At 65.3% G+C, this 14692-nt stretch carries 16 protein-coding genes; 8 read left to right on the top strand and 8 right to left on the bottom strand.

All coding sequences use genetic code 11. The features are described from left to right. The first annotated feature begins 14 nt into the window (after positions 1–14). A complete protein-coding gene (locus tag CLU91_RS00105) occupies positions 15–350 on the top strand; it encodes a DUF6616 family protein (protein ID WP_100872453.1) in 336 nt (111 codons plus the stop codon). Positions 351–412: 62 nt separating this feature from the next. Then, positions 413–1003: a DUF1287 domain-containing protein gene (locus CLU91_RS00110; protein WP_198521188.1), complete on the top strand. Its 591-nt coding sequence runs from the start codon at positions 413–415 to the stop codon at positions 1001–1003. On the opposite strand, the gene pdxR is transcribed toward CLU91_RS00110, so the two are convergent. After that, entirely contained in the window at positions 972–2444 is a 1473-nt protein-coding gene (pdxR, locus tag CLU91_RS00115) for a MocR-like pyridoxine biosynthesis transcription factor PdxR (protein ID WP_100872454.1), read from the bottom strand. The two genes, CLU91_RS00110 and pdxR, sit on opposite strands and share 32 nt — an antisense overlap. 103 nt (positions 2445–2547) lie before the next feature. Between pdxR and CLU91_RS00120 the strand changes: the two genes are divergently transcribed. Both CLU91_RS00120 and CLU91_RS00125 read left to right on the top strand, forming a co-directional pair. After that, positions 2548–2988, top strand: coding sequence for a carboxymuconolactone decarboxylase family protein (locus CLU91_RS00120; RefSeq protein ID WP_100876502.1), 441 nt, complete (start codon positions 2548–2550; stop codon positions 2986–2988). Between the two features lie 81 nt (positions 2989–3069). Continuing rightward, on the top strand, positions 3070–3366 hold the full coding sequence (locus CLU91_RS00125; RefSeq protein WP_100872455.1) for a hypothetical protein: 297 nt from the start codon (positions 3070–3072) through the stop codon (positions 3364–3366). 94 nt (positions 3367–3460) lie between these two features. Here CLU91_RS00125 and CLU91_RS00130 read toward each other — a convergent pair whose 3' ends face one another. Beyond that, entirely contained in the window at positions 3461–4636 is a 1176-nt protein-coding gene (locus CLU91_RS00130; RefSeq protein ID WP_100872456.1) for a multidrug effflux MFS transporter, read from the bottom strand. A gap of 189 nt (positions 4637–4825) precedes the next feature. Here CLU91_RS00130 and epsC point away from each other — a divergent pair, with 189 nt between their 5' ends. Beyond that, positions 4826–5764 carry a serine O-acetyltransferase EpsC gene (gene epsC, locus CLU91_RS00135; protein WP_100872457.1) on the top strand — a complete coding sequence of 313 codons (939 nt, stop codon included), beginning with the start codon at positions 4826–4828 and terminating at the stop codon, positions 5762–5764. A gap of 69 nt (positions 5765–5833) precedes the next feature. On the opposite strand, the gene CLU91_RS00140 is transcribed toward epsC, so the two are convergent. The 6 genes from CLU91_RS00140 to CLU91_RS00165 form a co-directional block, all read right to left on the bottom strand. Further along, the gene (locus CLU91_RS00140; RefSeq protein WP_100872458.1) at positions 5834–6313 is read right to left on the bottom strand and encodes an META domain-containing protein; all 480 of its coding nucleotides are present in this window, start codon (positions 6311–6313) and stop codon (positions 5834–5836) included. 72 nt (positions 6314–6385) lie between these two features. Next, on the bottom strand, positions 6386–7264 hold the full coding sequence (gene bla / locus CLU91_RS00145) for a subclass B3 metallo-beta-lactamase (RefSeq protein WP_232730564.1): 879 nt from the start codon (positions 7262–7264) through the stop codon (positions 6386–6388). A gap of 64 nt (positions 7265–7328) precedes the next feature. Further along, a complete protein-coding gene (locus tag CLU91_RS00150) occupies positions 7329–8099 on the bottom strand; it encodes a hypothetical protein (protein WP_100872460.1) in 771 nt (256 codons plus the stop codon). A 63-nt stretch (positions 8100–8162) separates the two neighbouring features. Beyond that, positions 8163–9554, bottom strand: a complete 1392-nt coding sequence (locus CLU91_RS00155) for an LLM class flavin-dependent oxidoreductase (protein ID WP_100872461.1) — start codon at positions 9552–9554, stop codon at positions 8163–8165. 3 nt (positions 9555–9557) lie between these two features. Beyond that, complete coding sequence (locus tag CLU91_RS00160) at positions 9558–10385, bottom strand: MetQ/NlpA family ABC transporter substrate-binding protein (RefSeq protein WP_100872462.1); 828 nt, start codon at positions 10383–10385, stop codon at positions 9558–9560. 21 nt (positions 10386–10406) lie between these two features. Continuing rightward, positions 10407–11621: an acyl-CoA dehydrogenase family protein gene (locus CLU91_RS00165; protein ID WP_100872463.1), complete on the bottom strand. Its 1215-nt coding sequence runs from the start codon at positions 11619–11621 to the stop codon at positions 10407–10409. Positions 11622–11875: 254 nt separating this feature from the next. Here CLU91_RS00165 and ssuE point away from each other — a divergent pair, with 254 nt between their 5' ends. From ssuE to ssuD, 3 genes are read left to right on the top strand one after another with little or no spacing between them, the layout of a single operon-like run. Beyond that, the gene (gene ssuE, locus CLU91_RS00170) at positions 11876–12496 is read left to right on the top strand and encodes an NADPH-dependent FMN reductase (protein WP_100872464.1); all 621 of its coding nucleotides are present in this window, start codon (positions 11876–11878) and stop codon (positions 12494–12496) included. A gap of 24 nt (positions 12497–12520) precedes the next feature. Next, positions 12521–13519 (top strand): sulfonate ABC transporter substrate-binding protein, encoded by a 999-nt coding sequence (locus tag CLU91_RS00175; RefSeq protein WP_198521190.1) that lies wholly within the window; start codon positions 12521–12523, stop codon positions 13517–13519. 12 nt (positions 13520–13531) lie between these two features. Further along, the gene (gene ssuD, locus CLU91_RS00180; protein ID WP_100872466.1) at positions 13532–14692 is read left to right on the top strand and encodes an FMNH2-dependent alkanesulfonate monooxygenase; all 1161 of its coding nucleotides are present in this window, start codon (positions 13532–13534) and stop codon (positions 14690–14692) included.

Consider the following 14692-nt stretch of genomic DNA (forward strand, 5'->3'; position numbering starts at 1 on the left):
TTTGGAGGAAAAACATGCATTACCTGCTAGAACTGTACAGCCCGAAACCGGCCTGGCTGGCCCTCGATGGCGCCGCACGCCAATCGTATTTCGCCACGGTGGGCGCCGGCATGGCGGCCTTGTCGGGCAGCGGCGCCGAAGCGCTGGCCATGGGCGCCATCGACGGCGGCAAGCTGCACGCGGCTACCCAGCAATTCTATGCCGTCTGGCGCTTCCCGGACGAGGCGGCACTGGACGCCTTGCTGGCCGGCATCGCCGCCACGGGCTGGCATGATTACTTTGAGACCATCAATGCGGCGGGACCGGCCGTGGATTTCCCCGCGCACCTGGCGCAGCTGGCCGCCGCCTAAGCGTCCGACGTTTTCCCTGCCGCTGCGGTACAGTTGGCATTTCCATCCGACCACCGACGTTGATGCCGACCAAACTGCTTTCCACCCTGATGCTTGCCCTGGCGCCCATGCTGGCGTCGGCAATCCCTGCCACCCCGCAAGCGCTCGTCGCCGCCGCCCGCAAGCAGGTGGGCGTCACCGTGCAGTACGATCCGCGCTACGAACGGCTCGCCTATCCGGGCGGCGACGTACCGCTGGAGCGGGGCGTGTGCACGGACGTGGTCGTGCGCGCCTACCGCCAGCTGGGGCAGGACTTGCAGGTGCTGGTGCACGAAGACATGCGCAAGGCGTGGCAGGTGTACCAGCAGCAGGGGCGCTGGCAAATGAAAGGGCCGGACCGCAATATCGACCACCGCCGCGTGCCGAACCTGGGCACCTACTTTGCCCGCCACGGCACCAGCTTGCGGCCAAGCAAGGAAGCGAACGCTTACCGCGCGGGCGACATCGTCACCTGGCGCCTGCCGCGCAACCTGACCCACATCGGCATCGTCAGCGACAAGCAATCGTGGAGCGGCGTGCCGCTGATCATCCACAACATCGGCGAGGGCGCGCGCGAGGAAAATATTCTGTTCAGCTATCCGATCACGGGACACTACCGCTGGCAGCCGCGTTGACGGGGAGGGGTGCTATTTCCTGCAAAATCGTCAGCACGAGGGCCAGCGCCGTGTCGATATCGAGCTTGTCGATGGCGCCATAGCCGAGGAACAGGCCTTCATGGCGGGCGGTGCCATGGTAAAAGCCCGATAGCGCATACAGGCTGACGTCGGCCAGGCGTGCGCGGCGCAGCAATTCGGCGATATCGAGCGGCGCCTGCGCCAGGGCCGCCACGTGGAAGCCGGCGCTGGCCGGCACCAAACGGAACCACGGCGCCAGCGGGCCGTTGAACCAGTGCTGCAGCCGCTCGCGCCGCCCCGCATAGATGTCGTGGCAGCGGCGTATGTGGCGCAGCAAATGGCCGTCGCCGATGAACTTGGCCAGCGCATGCTGGCCCAGGCTGGCCGTATGGCAATCGCTCAGGTATTTCACCGTCTGCACGGCGGGCACGAGGGCTTGCGGCAGCACCACATAACCCAGGCGCAATTCCGGCAGCATGATCTTGGAAAAGCTGCCCACGTGCGCCACGATGCCGTAGCGGTCCATGCTTTGCAGCGCATCCTCGGGCCGGCCTTCGTAGCGGAAGGCGCTGTCGTAATCGTCCTCGACGATGATGGCACCCATTTGCTGGGCCCGCTCCAGCAAGGCATGCCGGCGCGCCATGCTCATCGGCATGCCCAGCGGAAATTGATGCGCGGGCGTGACATAGATCAAGCGCGTGCCATCGGGAATCTGCCCGACGATGAGGCCATCCTCATCCACTTCGATGCCCACCACGCGGGCGCCCTGGCTGGCGAATACGGCGCGCGCCACCGGGTAGCCAGGTTCTTCCACGGCAACCGTGTCGCCCGGCTCCAGCAGGGTCAGCGCCAGCAGGTGCAAGGCTTGCTGCGCGCCGCTGGTGACGAGCACCTGTTCTTCGGTGCAATGGATGCCGCGGCTGAAAGCGGCATGGCCGGCGATCGCCGCGCGCAAGGCGGGCAAGCCTTCCACAGGGCCATAGCGGCCGCGCGCCTGGCCGCCCTGGCGCAGCGCGTGCAGCATGCAGGCGCGCCATTCATCCTGCGGGAAGTGCGAGGGCGTGGCGCGTCCGCCGATGAAGGCGTAGCGCGCGGGCGTTTCCTGGCTGGCGCGGCGCAAGGGCGTGGGCGTCGCTTCCCAGCGAGCGATGCGCTGCGCGCTGGCCAGCGGCGTGCTGGCGTGGCGGCGCTGCGGCGACGCGTGCGGCGTCTGCACGAAGCTGCCCACGCCCACTTTGCCGACCAGCAGCTTTTCGTAACCGAGCTTGTCATACACGTCGGACACCGTCTTGCGCGACAGGCCCAACTGGCTGGCCAGCAGGCGCGAAGGCGGCAATTGCTGCCCGTCCGTCAGCCGGCCCGAGCGGATGGCTGCGCTGAGCTGGCGGTACAACTGGCCGCCCAGGTCGCGCGTGCCGTCGATCAGGATATGTAATTCCATGGGGTTTCTGCTGGTGGTCTGCCGGTTTTCGGGGGGATTGGCCTGCCGCGCGTTCTTCTTGCGCTTCTACAATGGTGCATCTCTCATCATCAAGGAATGCATCATGACACAGCAACGACTCGATTTTACACAAGCTTCGCCCGACGCCGTCAAGGCCATGTACGCGCTGGAAGCGGCGATCGCCAGGCTGGGCGTGGAACACTCGCTGCTCGAACTGATCCGCCTGCGCGCCTCGCAAATCAATGGCTGCGCCTTTTGCGTGGACATGCACACGAGCGACGCGCGCAAGGCGGGCGAAACGGAGCGCCGCCTGTATGCAGTCTCCGTCTGGCGCGAAACCCCGTTCTTCACGCCGCGCGAGCGGGCCGTGCTGGCCTGGACGGAAGCGCTGACCCTGCTGCCACAAAGCCAGGCACCCGATGACGTGTATGCGGCGCTGGCACAGCAATTGACGCAGGCGGAAATGGTCAACGTCACCCTGGCCATCGGTTCCATCAACACCTGGAACCGCCTGGCCGTGGGCTTTCGCAAGATGCCCGAATAAGTCCTGTGTTCGTTCGCGAACAGACGTATGGCTTGCTGCTGCGTAGGCTGGCAGGACGATTGATCAGCCAGGGGAGCAGCCATGCAAGCACATACCGGGGAAGGCGCCGACAAGACGTTGGAGCAGGAGGAAGAGGCGCGCCGCGCATTCATCGCCGAACTGTGGCGGCGCTTTGAAGCCTTGCAGGAATGGGCCGTCAGCCACTGGCCCGACCAGCAACACCCGCTCAGTTCCGCCGACTTCGTCGAATCGCGCAAGGAGATTTTGAGCTTGCGTTCGCCGGCGGGGTCGTTGAACCAGCCGTCGCAGAACAATGAAGCGGAACCGGAGCAGGGCGGGGCGCAGTACCTGGATGTGACGCCAGCGCCTTGGCCGTAGGTCGGATTAGCGGGGCCACCGAGGCGCTTGCGCGTAATCCGACGTCACCCGCCAATAATGTTGTCGGATTACGGCCCTCCGGGCCTAATCCGACCTACGCGTCGCTTTTACCCTGCGCAAACACCCAGCAAATCAAACTCACCACCAGCCCCGCCATCACGCCATACGCCAGGTTCAAGGCGCTGTCGAACAGCAGCGGCGCCACCAGGCCCGAGACCAGCGCGAACAGCAGCATCTGGATGAACGATTGCATCGACGACGCCAGGCCGCTGTTGTTGGGGAAGTGGTTCAGCGCCATCAGGGTCATCGGCGGCATGGCGAGCGACAGGGCGAACGAGTAGAAGAACAATGGCAGCACGGCCCATGGCACTTCGGCGGCAAAGAAGTAGTTGTAGCCGATGTTGGCGACAGCCGCCACCAGCATCAGGATGAAGCCGGCCCAGATCATCTGGCGCTGGCTGTAGCGGTGGGCGATTTTCGCCGACAGGGCCGAACCGAACACCATGCCGCTAATTAAGGGAATGAACAGCCAGGCGAATGCCGTCTCCGGCAAATGCAGGATGTTGATGATGAAGTAGGCGGCCGAGCCGATGTACAGGGCGAAGCCGCCGAAGGCGGCGCCGATGGCCGTCGACAGCAGCAGGAACTGGCGGTGGCACAGCACTTTCCAGTAATTGACGGCGATGTCGCCCAGGTGGAAGGCGTGGCGCTGCTCCTTCGGCAGGCTCTCCGGCAGTGCGCGCCAGACGACGACGAACATCAGCACGCCGAAGGCCGTGAGGAACCAGAAGATCGCGCGCCAGCCCAGGCCCACCTGCAGCCAGCCGCCCAGCACGGGCGCAATCGCCGGCGCCAGCGCGAACACCATCATGATGTGCGACAGGATTTTCTGCGCGGCGGCGCCCGAATAGCGGTCTTGCACGATGGCGCGGCCGATCACGGAGCCGGCGCCTGCCGACAATCCCTGCAGCACGCGCCAGGCCAGCAGCCAGCCCAGCGACGGCGCCAGCGCGGCGCCCACGGAGGCGATCACATACAGCACCAGCGAGACGAGAATCACGGGACGGCGGCCGAACGAATCGGACAGGGTGCCGTAAAACAGCATCATGAAGGCGAACGTGAACAGGAAAAAGCTCAGCGTCTGCTGCACCAGCAGGGGGCTGGCATTGAAATCTTGCACGATGGAGGGGAACGACGGCAGATAGGTGTCAATTGCAAGCGGTCCGACCATCGCCAGGCCCGCCAAAATCCAGGTTAATAATTTAGTCATGTCAAAGAGTGTTTTTGTTAGTCCGTCATTTTACGCTAGTGCCCGGAATCGGGTTTGGCGCCGGCGCTGTTTGCCATTCATATGCGTTTTTCGCATATCAAAGCTCGCAATCCTTCGTTGGCTTTGTCTGTCTGCGCCGTTAAGATCAGGCGACCCGGCCTGTTTGCCGTTTTCTGGAAGTGATACGCCATGCACAGCATTTATCCCGCAGCGCCCGCCGACGACACGGCCCAGTGGAACCTGGGGCCCGTGATCCAGGCGCTGCGCAGCTCGCGCGAAGACAAGCACAAGATCCGCCATAACGGCAGGGTGCGCGAACTGCCGTCGCGCGAAGCGCTGACCACCATCGTCAACGGCTTGTCGGCGGCGCTGTTTCCCACGCATTACGGCCGGCCCAACCTGACCGATGAAAGCATCGACTATTTTGTCGGCGACACGCTCAATACCACCCTGAACCGCCTCAGTGAACAGGTGCGGCGCGGCTTGCTCTTTTCTGTACCTGCCGGCGATGAGGGTGATGGCGCCAGCGACGATGCGGCCCTGGCGCAGCAGGCGCGCGACATCACGCGCGCGTTTGCCGCCAGCCTGCCCGCTATCCGCGCCTTGCTGGTGTCGGACGTGCAGGCCGCGTATGCGGGCGACCCGGCCGCCACCTCGGTGGCCGAGATCATGCTGTGCTACCCGGGCACCATCGCCATCCTGTACCACCGCCTCGCGCACCGGCTGCACGCGCTCGGCGCGCCGTTCCTGGCGCGCCTGATCGCCGATATCGCGCACACCCTGACGGGCATCGACATCCATCCGGGCGCACGCATCGGCGCGTCCTTCTTCATCGACCACGGCACGGGGGTGGTGATCGGCGAGACGGCCATCATCGGCCAAAGGGTGCGCCTGTACCAGGCCGTGACCCTGGGCGCCAAGCGTTTTCCGGCCGACGCAAGCGGCGCGCTGATCAAGGGCACGCCGCGCCATCCCATCGTCGAGGACGACGTGGTCATCTACGCGGGCGCAACCGTGCTGGGGCGCATCACCATCGGCGCGGGATCGACCATCGGGGGGAATGTGTGGCTGACGCAGAGCGTGCCGGCGAACAGTAATGTATCGCAGGCGCAGATGCGCAACGATTAGGTGTGGCGAAAGGGGAGTAACCCCAGAGCTAAGGCTGGGGTCAGACCCGGCGGGTCTGACCCCACAGCTTTACTTCACAGTCAGCGCTTCATAGCGTGCCACGGGCACGCCATCCTTCAGCAGCAGCAATTCCTGGTCGGCATAGCGGTAGCCATTGACTTCGCCCAGGGTGGTCAGGAGCAGGCGTTCGAGGTCCATGTCCTGCGGCTGGCACATCATCATGGTGCCGGCCAGCTGTCCAAAGTTCAAGGTGCTGACGCCATCGCTGGTGTAGCCGCCCATCATCTGGTTGCAGCCGCTGTGGCCACTGGCGCGGCCTTCGGCCAGATGCAGGGTCACTTCGCGCTGTTCAGGCGCCTTGCGCACCACTTGCTTGCCCTTCAATTCCTTCAGCTTCCACGGCGTGCCCGTCAGCTTCGGCGCCGGTTTGGCGGGCGAGGTGGCGCCTGGCGCGGCGGCAGCAGCGTCGCTGCGCACGGGCGTTTGCGCACAGCCGGCCGTGATGGCGACGATGGCGGCGAGGGGAATCAGTCTGGCGATCTTGAACATGGCAATCCTTCTTTAAATGAATGGCGCCAGCGTAGCAGATCGGCGCCACGCCAGCGTGCACGGTTGACAAGCCTACCGCTCCTGTTCCAGGCGCGCGTCAAGCACCGTGCGCGCCGCCGCCACATAGGCGCGGCAAGCCTGCGGGTCGATGAACGCCTCGCTGCCGGACGTGGCGCTCGCTTCCAGCCGCTCCCACAATTGCGACGCCTCCGGATGCGCCGAGATCAGCACGTCGCAGGGCAGCTGTTCCAGCGTCTCGAAGCTGCGGCGCAAGTCCGCCACCGCGTTAGGATACTCGCTGCTGGCGCTGAACTTGAAGCCGGGACGCGAAACGGCATTGATGCTATCCGCGTAGACCATGTTCAGACAGCGGGGGCCGTCGCACGATTGCCACGTCCAGCTCAGGCCTCCGGGCGTGTGGCCCGGCGTGGCGTGCGCCGTCAGTTGAATTGGGCCGACGTTGAACTGGCCGCCGTCGCGCGCCAGGCGCATGTCCTTGACGGGCGGGTACTTCGGCAGCGCATGGTATTGCGGGTCGTCGGGACCCACTTCGCCCGACGCCAGGTCCAGCGCGGCCGACGGGCTGGCGGCCACCAGCGCATCGCTGCGCCGCTGCAGTTCGGCCAGGCCGCCCGCATGGTCGATATGGCCGTGCGAATTGAGGATCAGCTTGACGTCCTCGATGCGAAAGCCCAGGGCGGCGATATTGGCGATGATCTTGGGCGCCGATTCCGGCAAGCCGCCGTCGATCAGCACGTGGCCCTGCGGCGACGTCACCAGCACGGAACTGAGGCCTTTCACGCCCACATAATAGGTATTGCCGAAGATGCGAAACGGCGCCTGGTCCGCATTCCGGGTGGCGCAGACGTCGCAGCCCGGGGTCTGCGCCTGGGCTGCGGGGCCTGCCAGCAGCAGGGTCATGGCCAGCGCGCGTGTAAGAGTGGAGGGCATTGCGATCCTTATCCGTGTTGCCAGGGTGGCGTATGCTGACACGGAACGGAGCTGGACGCAAACGTCACAAGGACGGTGGCGGCGCGTCGCCAGCGTCCTTGTACACCAGTTCGATCAGGGTGTCGTCCGCATAGCGGGTATCGCCCACGGGCGCCAGGAAGGACGTGCCGCCATTTTTTACCTGCAGCGCGACGCGGCGCTCCCCGTCGAGCAGGGTGGCGCTGGCGATGGCAGGATCGCTGTGCGTGCCCATCTTGAGTGCGTCGGCTGCGCACCAGTCGGTGGTGCGCAGCTTGGCGGCGACCAAGGTGCGTATCAAAAATGGGATCTCTTTCTTGGCAATGGCGACCGTCACCTGGCATTGCAGGCGCAAGTCGCCCAGGCGGCGCATGCCGGGCGGCACATCGTCGCTGCGGACGCTGGCCTGCCAGCGGAACTGGCCTTGCTTCCTGTTTGTGACCAGGTCCGCATCTTCGCTGTCGGCTTGCGCACTGCGGGGCAGCACAAAGCTGCCATTGGCCGACAGGGGCACGGTGATCGTGGTGTCGCTGCCGGCGATGCGCAATGCCACATCCTGCATGATGTCCGCCGGAGCGTCGGGGCCGGGAATCAGCTGGAAGCGCACTTCGCGCGCCTTCGGTGCCAGTGCATGGTGGTCGTCAAAGGCATCGAGGCCCGCCGCCATCACGCGGTAGGATTTGAGTTCCGGATTGCGGATGCTGTTGACGTGGATGGTCTGGCTGGTGTCGGCCGCTGCGTCAGCCTGCGTGCCGGCGTGCGCCGTGCAGTGGCTGAGGGCCAGGATGGCGAGGACGGGAAGGAAAGAAGGGTGCACGTAGCCGCCTGTTTTTTTAACATGGCAAGCTAACATGAATGGCGAGACTTGTCACTGGCGCCGTCAGGCCGCCGCCAGCGCCCCCTCGCCCGGTGCGATGCTGACCTGGCGGCCCGCGTGATCGGCGGGCAGGCGCGGGCCCTGGCCGAAGACCTTGTGGCGCAGGGTGCCTTCCTCGTATTGGGTGCGGTAGCGACCGCGCCGCTGCAGTTCCGGCACGATGTGGCTTACCACGTCGGCCATGCTGTCGTGGGCCACGGCGAAGGCGAGATTGAAGCCGTCGATACCCGTGTCATCGAGCCAGCTTTCCAGCTGGTCGGCCACCTGGCGCGCATCGCCCACCAGCACCGGGCCGCGTCCGCCCAGGCCGATGTATTCGGCTGCCTCGCGCACCGTCCACTTGCGGTCCGGGTCGGCCTGGCTGAACGAAGCCAGCGCCGAGCGGCCGGCCGGGGAATCGATGTAGTCGATGGTGGCATCGAGCGGGTAGCGGCTGAAATCGACGCCCGTCCAACCGGACAGCAGCACGAGCGCCGCCTCGATATTCACGTGGCGCAGATAATCAGCGTGCTTGGCGCGCGCTTCCGCTTCCGTGGGGCCCGTGATGACGAGCGCCTGCGCGTAGATCAGCAGCGCATCGCCATCGCGCCCGCTTTGCCGCACGGCGGCGCGCAAGTCGTCCGCATAGCGTTTCACCACCGTCTTGCTGGGGCCACTGACGAAGGTCGCTTCCGCGTGGCGTGCCGCAAAGCGCGTGCCGCGCGGCGAGGTGCCCGCCTGGTACAGCAGGGGCGTGCGCTGCGGCGACGGCTCGCACAAATGGATGCCGGGCACCTGGTAGTGGCGCCCGGCATGGTTGATCGGATGGACCTTGGCCGGATCGGCGTAGATGCCGCGCGCCTTGTCGTTGACGACGGCGTCGTCGTCCCAGCTTTTTTCCCACAGCTTGTAGACGACGTCGAGGTATTCGTCGGCCAGGTCGTAGCGCTCGTCATGACCCAGTTGCTGCTGCAAACCCAGGTTGCGCGCCGCGCTGTCCAGATAGCCGGTGACGATGTTCCAGCCGATGCGCCCTCCCGTCAGGTGGTCGAGCGTGGAGATCCGGCGCGCGAACGTGTACGGGTGCTCGTAGGTGAGGGCGCAGGTGACGCCGAAACCCAGGTGCGTGGTGGCCTGCGCCATGATGGGCACGAGCGCCAGCGGGTCGTTCAGCGGCACTTGCACGCCGTGTTCCAGGGCCGCATCGAGGCTGCCCCGGTACACGTCATACACGCCCAGCACGTCGGCCAGGAACACCGCGTCGAACAGGCCCGTTTCCAGCAGCTGCGCCAGCTCCGTCCAGTGCGCGGGGTCGGTATAGCGGTGGCTGCGGTCGCGCGCATGCGTCCACAGCCCCGGCGACTGGTGGCCGACGGTATTCATCTGGAAGGCGTTGAAGCGTATCGTCTTTGCCATGGCTTATTTCGCGGCTGTCTGCAACGCTTGCTGGTAATCGGGTTTCGAATAGCCGGCAAAGTGTTTATTTGTGATGGCGAGGAATTCGCGCGAGCGGTAGGCGGCCGCCAGGTCTTTCGCGAACTGCTTGTCCTTGTCGGCCGTGCGGATGGCCACCAGGTTGATGTAGTTGGGCGAGATCTTCTCGGCCACCAGCGCCTCCGTCAGCTTCAGCCCCGACGCCAGCGCGTAATTGCCGTTGATGAAGGAATAGTCGGTGTCGCCCAGCGAGCGTGGCAGCTGCGCCGCCTCCAGCGGCAGCAGCTTGATTTTCTTCGTGTTGACGGCGATATCCTTTTCCGACGCGCGCACGGGGTCGAAGCTGGGGCGCAGCTTGATCCATCCCAGCTGGTCGAGCAGCACCAGCGCGCGCGCCTGGTTGGTCGGATCGTTCGGCAAGCCCACCGTCGTGCCTTCCTTCACGTCGTCCAGCGTCTTGTGCTTCTTGCTGTAGATGGCGATCGGCGCCGTGGGTATCGTGATCAGGTCCGTCAGCGCCAGCTTGTGCTCCAGCGCGAATTTTTTTAAATAGACGATGTGCTGGAAGACGTTGGCGTCGAGCGAACCCTCGGCCAGCGCGAAGTTCGGCTGGATGTAGTCGTTGAATTCCACCAGCCTGACCTTGTAGCCCTGTTTTTCCAGTATCGGCTTGATGCCCAGCTTGATCTGGTCCGCGTACGGCCCGGCGCTGGTGCCAATGGTGATGTCTTTCGGGTCCTTGGCGTGGGCGAAGCTGGCCGTCAAGGCCAGGGTCAGGGCGGTGAGGAGGATGCTGCGGCGGGCGATGCTCATGGTGGCTCCTTGGTGAGTGAATCAGGAATATGCCGTCGGCTCGGGCACTGTGCCTGTCAAGGCAAAGCGTCCCAGGTCGCGCAGCTTGTAGTCGATGGGGTCGTGCAGGGTATGCACGCGCACGTTGCGCCAGTAGCGGTCGAAGCCATACTGGGCCGAGGTGGAGCGGGCGCCCGTCAGTTCGAACATCTGGCTGCTGATCTCCAGGCCCGCCTGGTGCGCCAGGCATTTGGCTTCGGCCACGGCCACGGCCAGCAAGCCCCGTTCGCGCGCCGTCACCAGCGCACCCTTGCGAAACACCTTTTCCAGTTCTTGCGCCGCAGCGTCGGCCAGCACTTGCGCGGGGCGCAGCAAGAGCCACAGCTGGCCGTAGCGGTGCTGCACCAATGGGTCGTCCGTTGCCTTGGCCACGCCCGAGGCAAACCAGGCTTTCGCCTGTACGTCCGTGTACTGGCGCGCCGCCTCGAACGCGCCTTCGGCGATACCCAGATACAAATTCGCCATGATCAGCTGCGCGATCTGCGAGCGCACGGTCGCTTGCGGCGTGGCGGCCTGCGCGGGCGCCTGCAGCACGAGGTCGCGCGGCAGGGCGACAGCGTGGAAATGCACATTGCCGCTGTCCGTCTGGCGCTGGCCGAAGGCATCCCAGTCCGCCTGCACGGTGATGCCATCGTGGCGCGTGGGCAGGGCGGCGATCAGCGCCGTCTGCGTGGGCGCATGCCAGGCCGAGACGGTCAGCCAGTCGGAACCGACGGAGCCGGAAGAAAAGCTCTTGATGCCGTCAAGGAGATAGCCGTCGTCGCTGTCGCTGGCCGTGACTCTTTTGTCGAGGGGATTGAGGGCATTGCCCCAGAACAGGCGCTCGTCGACGGTCAGGGTGAGCAGGCGGCGCTGCTGCTGCGCGCTGCCATACAGCTGCAAACCGGCCAGCTGCAAATGGTGGAAACCGAAGACGTGCGCCAGCGCGCTGTCGGCCCGCGCCAGGATGCGGATCACCTGGTAGACGAGGGGCCACGACGCGCCCTGGCCGCCGAATTCCACGGGAATCGACAAGGTCAGCAAGCCTGAATCGCGCAGCCATTCGCGTTCCTGCGCCGCATGGCCGCCGGCCTGGTCGCGGGCATTGGCCGTTTCGGCCAGGCGCGCGGCCAGCGAGGTGGCGATGCGGATGGCGTCTTGCAGGGGTTCCGTCACGGGCGGCTGGGGCTGGGCGGCATGGAGTAAAGCGCTAGACATGAGTGACATTCCAGAAAGACGATGACGCCGATATTGCACCGCCAGGCGCGTGCCGTACACGAAGAAAACCGCGCATGGATATGCGAAAAAAGCCGCGCGGCAGAATGCGCGATGGCGTGCGGGGCGTCAGGCCCGGATAGTCAAAAAACGCATATCGAAGCGCGAAAGCATTCGTTTTGCGGGGCCGCTGATGGCGATAGGCTGCAAGCATCCGGGCAACGCCACTTTCGATCACCTACAGGGACGGGCATCACATGAGCATCTTGTTATTGGGCGGTAGCCCGCAACTCCCATCGAGTTCCAGCCGCTTGCTGCTGCATATCGGCGAACAGCTGGCGCTGCAGGGCCACAGCTGCGCCAGACTGCATGTGCGCGACTTGCCGGCGCGTGCGCTGCTGCTGGCCGACTACGACGATGCGGCGATTGCCCGCGCCGTGCGCGACGTGGCCGACGCCGACGCCATCGTGATCGCCACGCCCATCTACAAGGCGTCGTATACAGGGCTGCTGAAAGCTTTCCTCGACCTGCTGCCGCAAGATGGCCTGGCCGGCAAGCTGGTGCTGCCGCTGGCCACGGGCGGCGGCCATGCGCATACCCTGGCGCTCGACTATGCGCTGCGTCCCGTGCTCCATGCGCTGGGCGCCAAGCAGGTGTTTACCAGCATCTACGCCAATGCACAGCAGCTGGACTGGCACGAAGAACGGGGCCTGAGCCTGGACGCGCCGATTGCCGCACGCGTGCAGGCCGGCATCGAGGAGCTTGCCACGGGCCTGTTCGTGCTGCAGGGCCGCCGTCCGAGCGCACCGGCCGATATTTCAGTACCCGTGCGTACGCTGCAAGAGCAGCCTTACGCTCCCCACTATCAAGCCGCCTGATTATTTACCGACCAAGGAACCACCATGACACACCGCCACGCACAACGACTTTCGCGCCGTACCACTTTGGGCTTGCTGTTTGCCGCCGCTGCTGGCGTGATGGCGGCCGGCATGCCGGCTGCGGCGCTCGCGCAAACCAAGGCAGAGGTGCGTATTGGCTACCAGAAATACGGCACCCTGACCCTGCTGAAGGGGCGCGGCACGCTGGAAAAACGCCTGGCCGAACAGGGCGTGGGCGTGAAATGGACGGAATTCCCGGCCGGCCCCGTGCTGCTGGAAGGCTTGAACGTGGGCAGCATCGATTTCGGCACCGTGGGCGAGGCGCCGCCGATCTTCGCCCAGGCGGCCGGCGCCAACCTGGTCTACGTCGGCAATGAGCCGGCGTCGCCGGCCAGCGAAGCCATCGTCGTGCCCAAGGGTTCCGGCCTGCGCACCCTGGCCGACTTGAAGGGCAAGAAGATCGCCCTGAACAAGGGCTCGAACGTGCATTACCTGTTATTGAAAGCGCTGGAAAAGGCCGGCGTCGCCTACGCCGACATCCAGCCCGTGTTCCTGCCGCCGGCCGATGCGCGCGCCGCTTTCGAGCGGGGCAGCGTGGATGCCTGGGCCATCTGGGATCCGTTCCTGGCGGCCGCCGAAAAGCAGCTGGGCGCGCGCGTACTGGCCGATGGCAAGGGCCTGGTGGCGAACTACCAGTTTTACCTGGCTTCGCGCACGTATGCGGAAAAGCATCCCGAGATCCTGCGCATCGTGCTCGATGAAGTGGCGAAGGTCGATGACTGGGGCCGCAACAACCCGGACGAAGTGGCGACGATTCTCGCCGCACAGACAGGCTTGAGCAAGGATGTCGTGGCGCTGGCCGCCTCGCGCTATGCGTATGGCGTCAAACCCGTGTCCGTCGACGTCATCGCTTCGCAGCAAAGGGTGGCGGACGCCTTTTCCAGCCTGAAGCTGATACCCAAACCGATCATCGTCAAGGACGCGCTGCTGCCGGCGCGCCAGCTCGCTACCAGCGCAAAATAAGGAACAACTATCATGTCATTGAATGTCTTCTGGTTCATCCCCACCCACGGCGACAGCCGTTACCTGGGCACGTCGCAGGGCGCGCGTCCCGTCGATGCCGATTATTTGCGCCAGGTGGCCGTGGCCGCCGACACGCTCGGCTACGACGGCGTGCTGCTGCCGACGGGCCGCTCCTGCGAAGATGCATGGGTGGTGGCCTCGTCGCTGATCAGCGTGACGCAAAAGCTCAAATTCCTCGTGGCCATCCGCCCCGGCCTGTCCACGCCCGGCCTGGCCGTGCGCATGGCGTCCACGTTTGACCGCCTGTCGAACGGGCGCTTGCTGATCAACGTCGTCACGGGTGGCGACCAGGGCGAGCTGGAAGCGGACGGCCTGTTTGCCGACCACGCCAAGCGCTATGAAATCTCCGATGAATTCATCAAGGTGTGGCGCGCCACCTTGGCGGGCGAGGGCGGCGCGGCCGGCTACGATTTCGAGGGCAGGCATATCCAGGTGAAGGGTGCGAAAACCCTGTATCCGCCCGTGCAGAAACCGTATCCACCGCTGTATTTCGGCGGTTCGTCGGAACCGGCGCATGCACTGGCGGCCGAGCAGATGGACGTGTACCTGACGTGGGGCGAGCCGCCCGCTGCCGTCGCCGAGAAAATCGCCGACATTCGCGCGCGCGCGGCAAAACACGGTCGCACGGTCCGGTTTGGCATCCGCTTGCACGTGATCGTGCGCGAAACGAACGAGGCGGCCTGGCGCGCGGCCGATGAACTGATCAGCCATCTGGACGACGACATCATCGCCAAGGCGCAGGCGGCCTTCGGCAAGATGGATTCCGTGGGCCAGCAGCGCATGGCGGCCCTGCATGGCGGGCGGCGCGACAAGCTCGAAGTGTCGCCCAACCTGTGGGCCGGCGTGGGCCTGGTGCGCGGCGGCGCGGGCACGGCCCTCGTGGGCGACGGGCCGACCGTCGTGGCGCGCATGCAGGAATACGCGGACCTGGGCATCGACACCTTCATTTTTTCGGGCTACCCGCACCTGGAAGAAGCGTACCGCTTTGCCGAACTGGTGTTCCCGCTGCTGGGCAAGGGCAAGGCCGTGGGTGAGCAGTCCTTGAGCGGCCCTTTCGGCGAAGTCATGGCCAGCAATATCGTGCCGGCCGCGCCACAGAAAAAGGCGGCCTGA

This window comes from Janthinobacterium sp. 64, from assembly GCF_002813325.1.
Classification (GTDB): domain Bacteria; phylum Pseudomonadota; class Gammaproteobacteria; order Burkholderiales; family Burkholderiaceae_D; genus Janthinobacterium.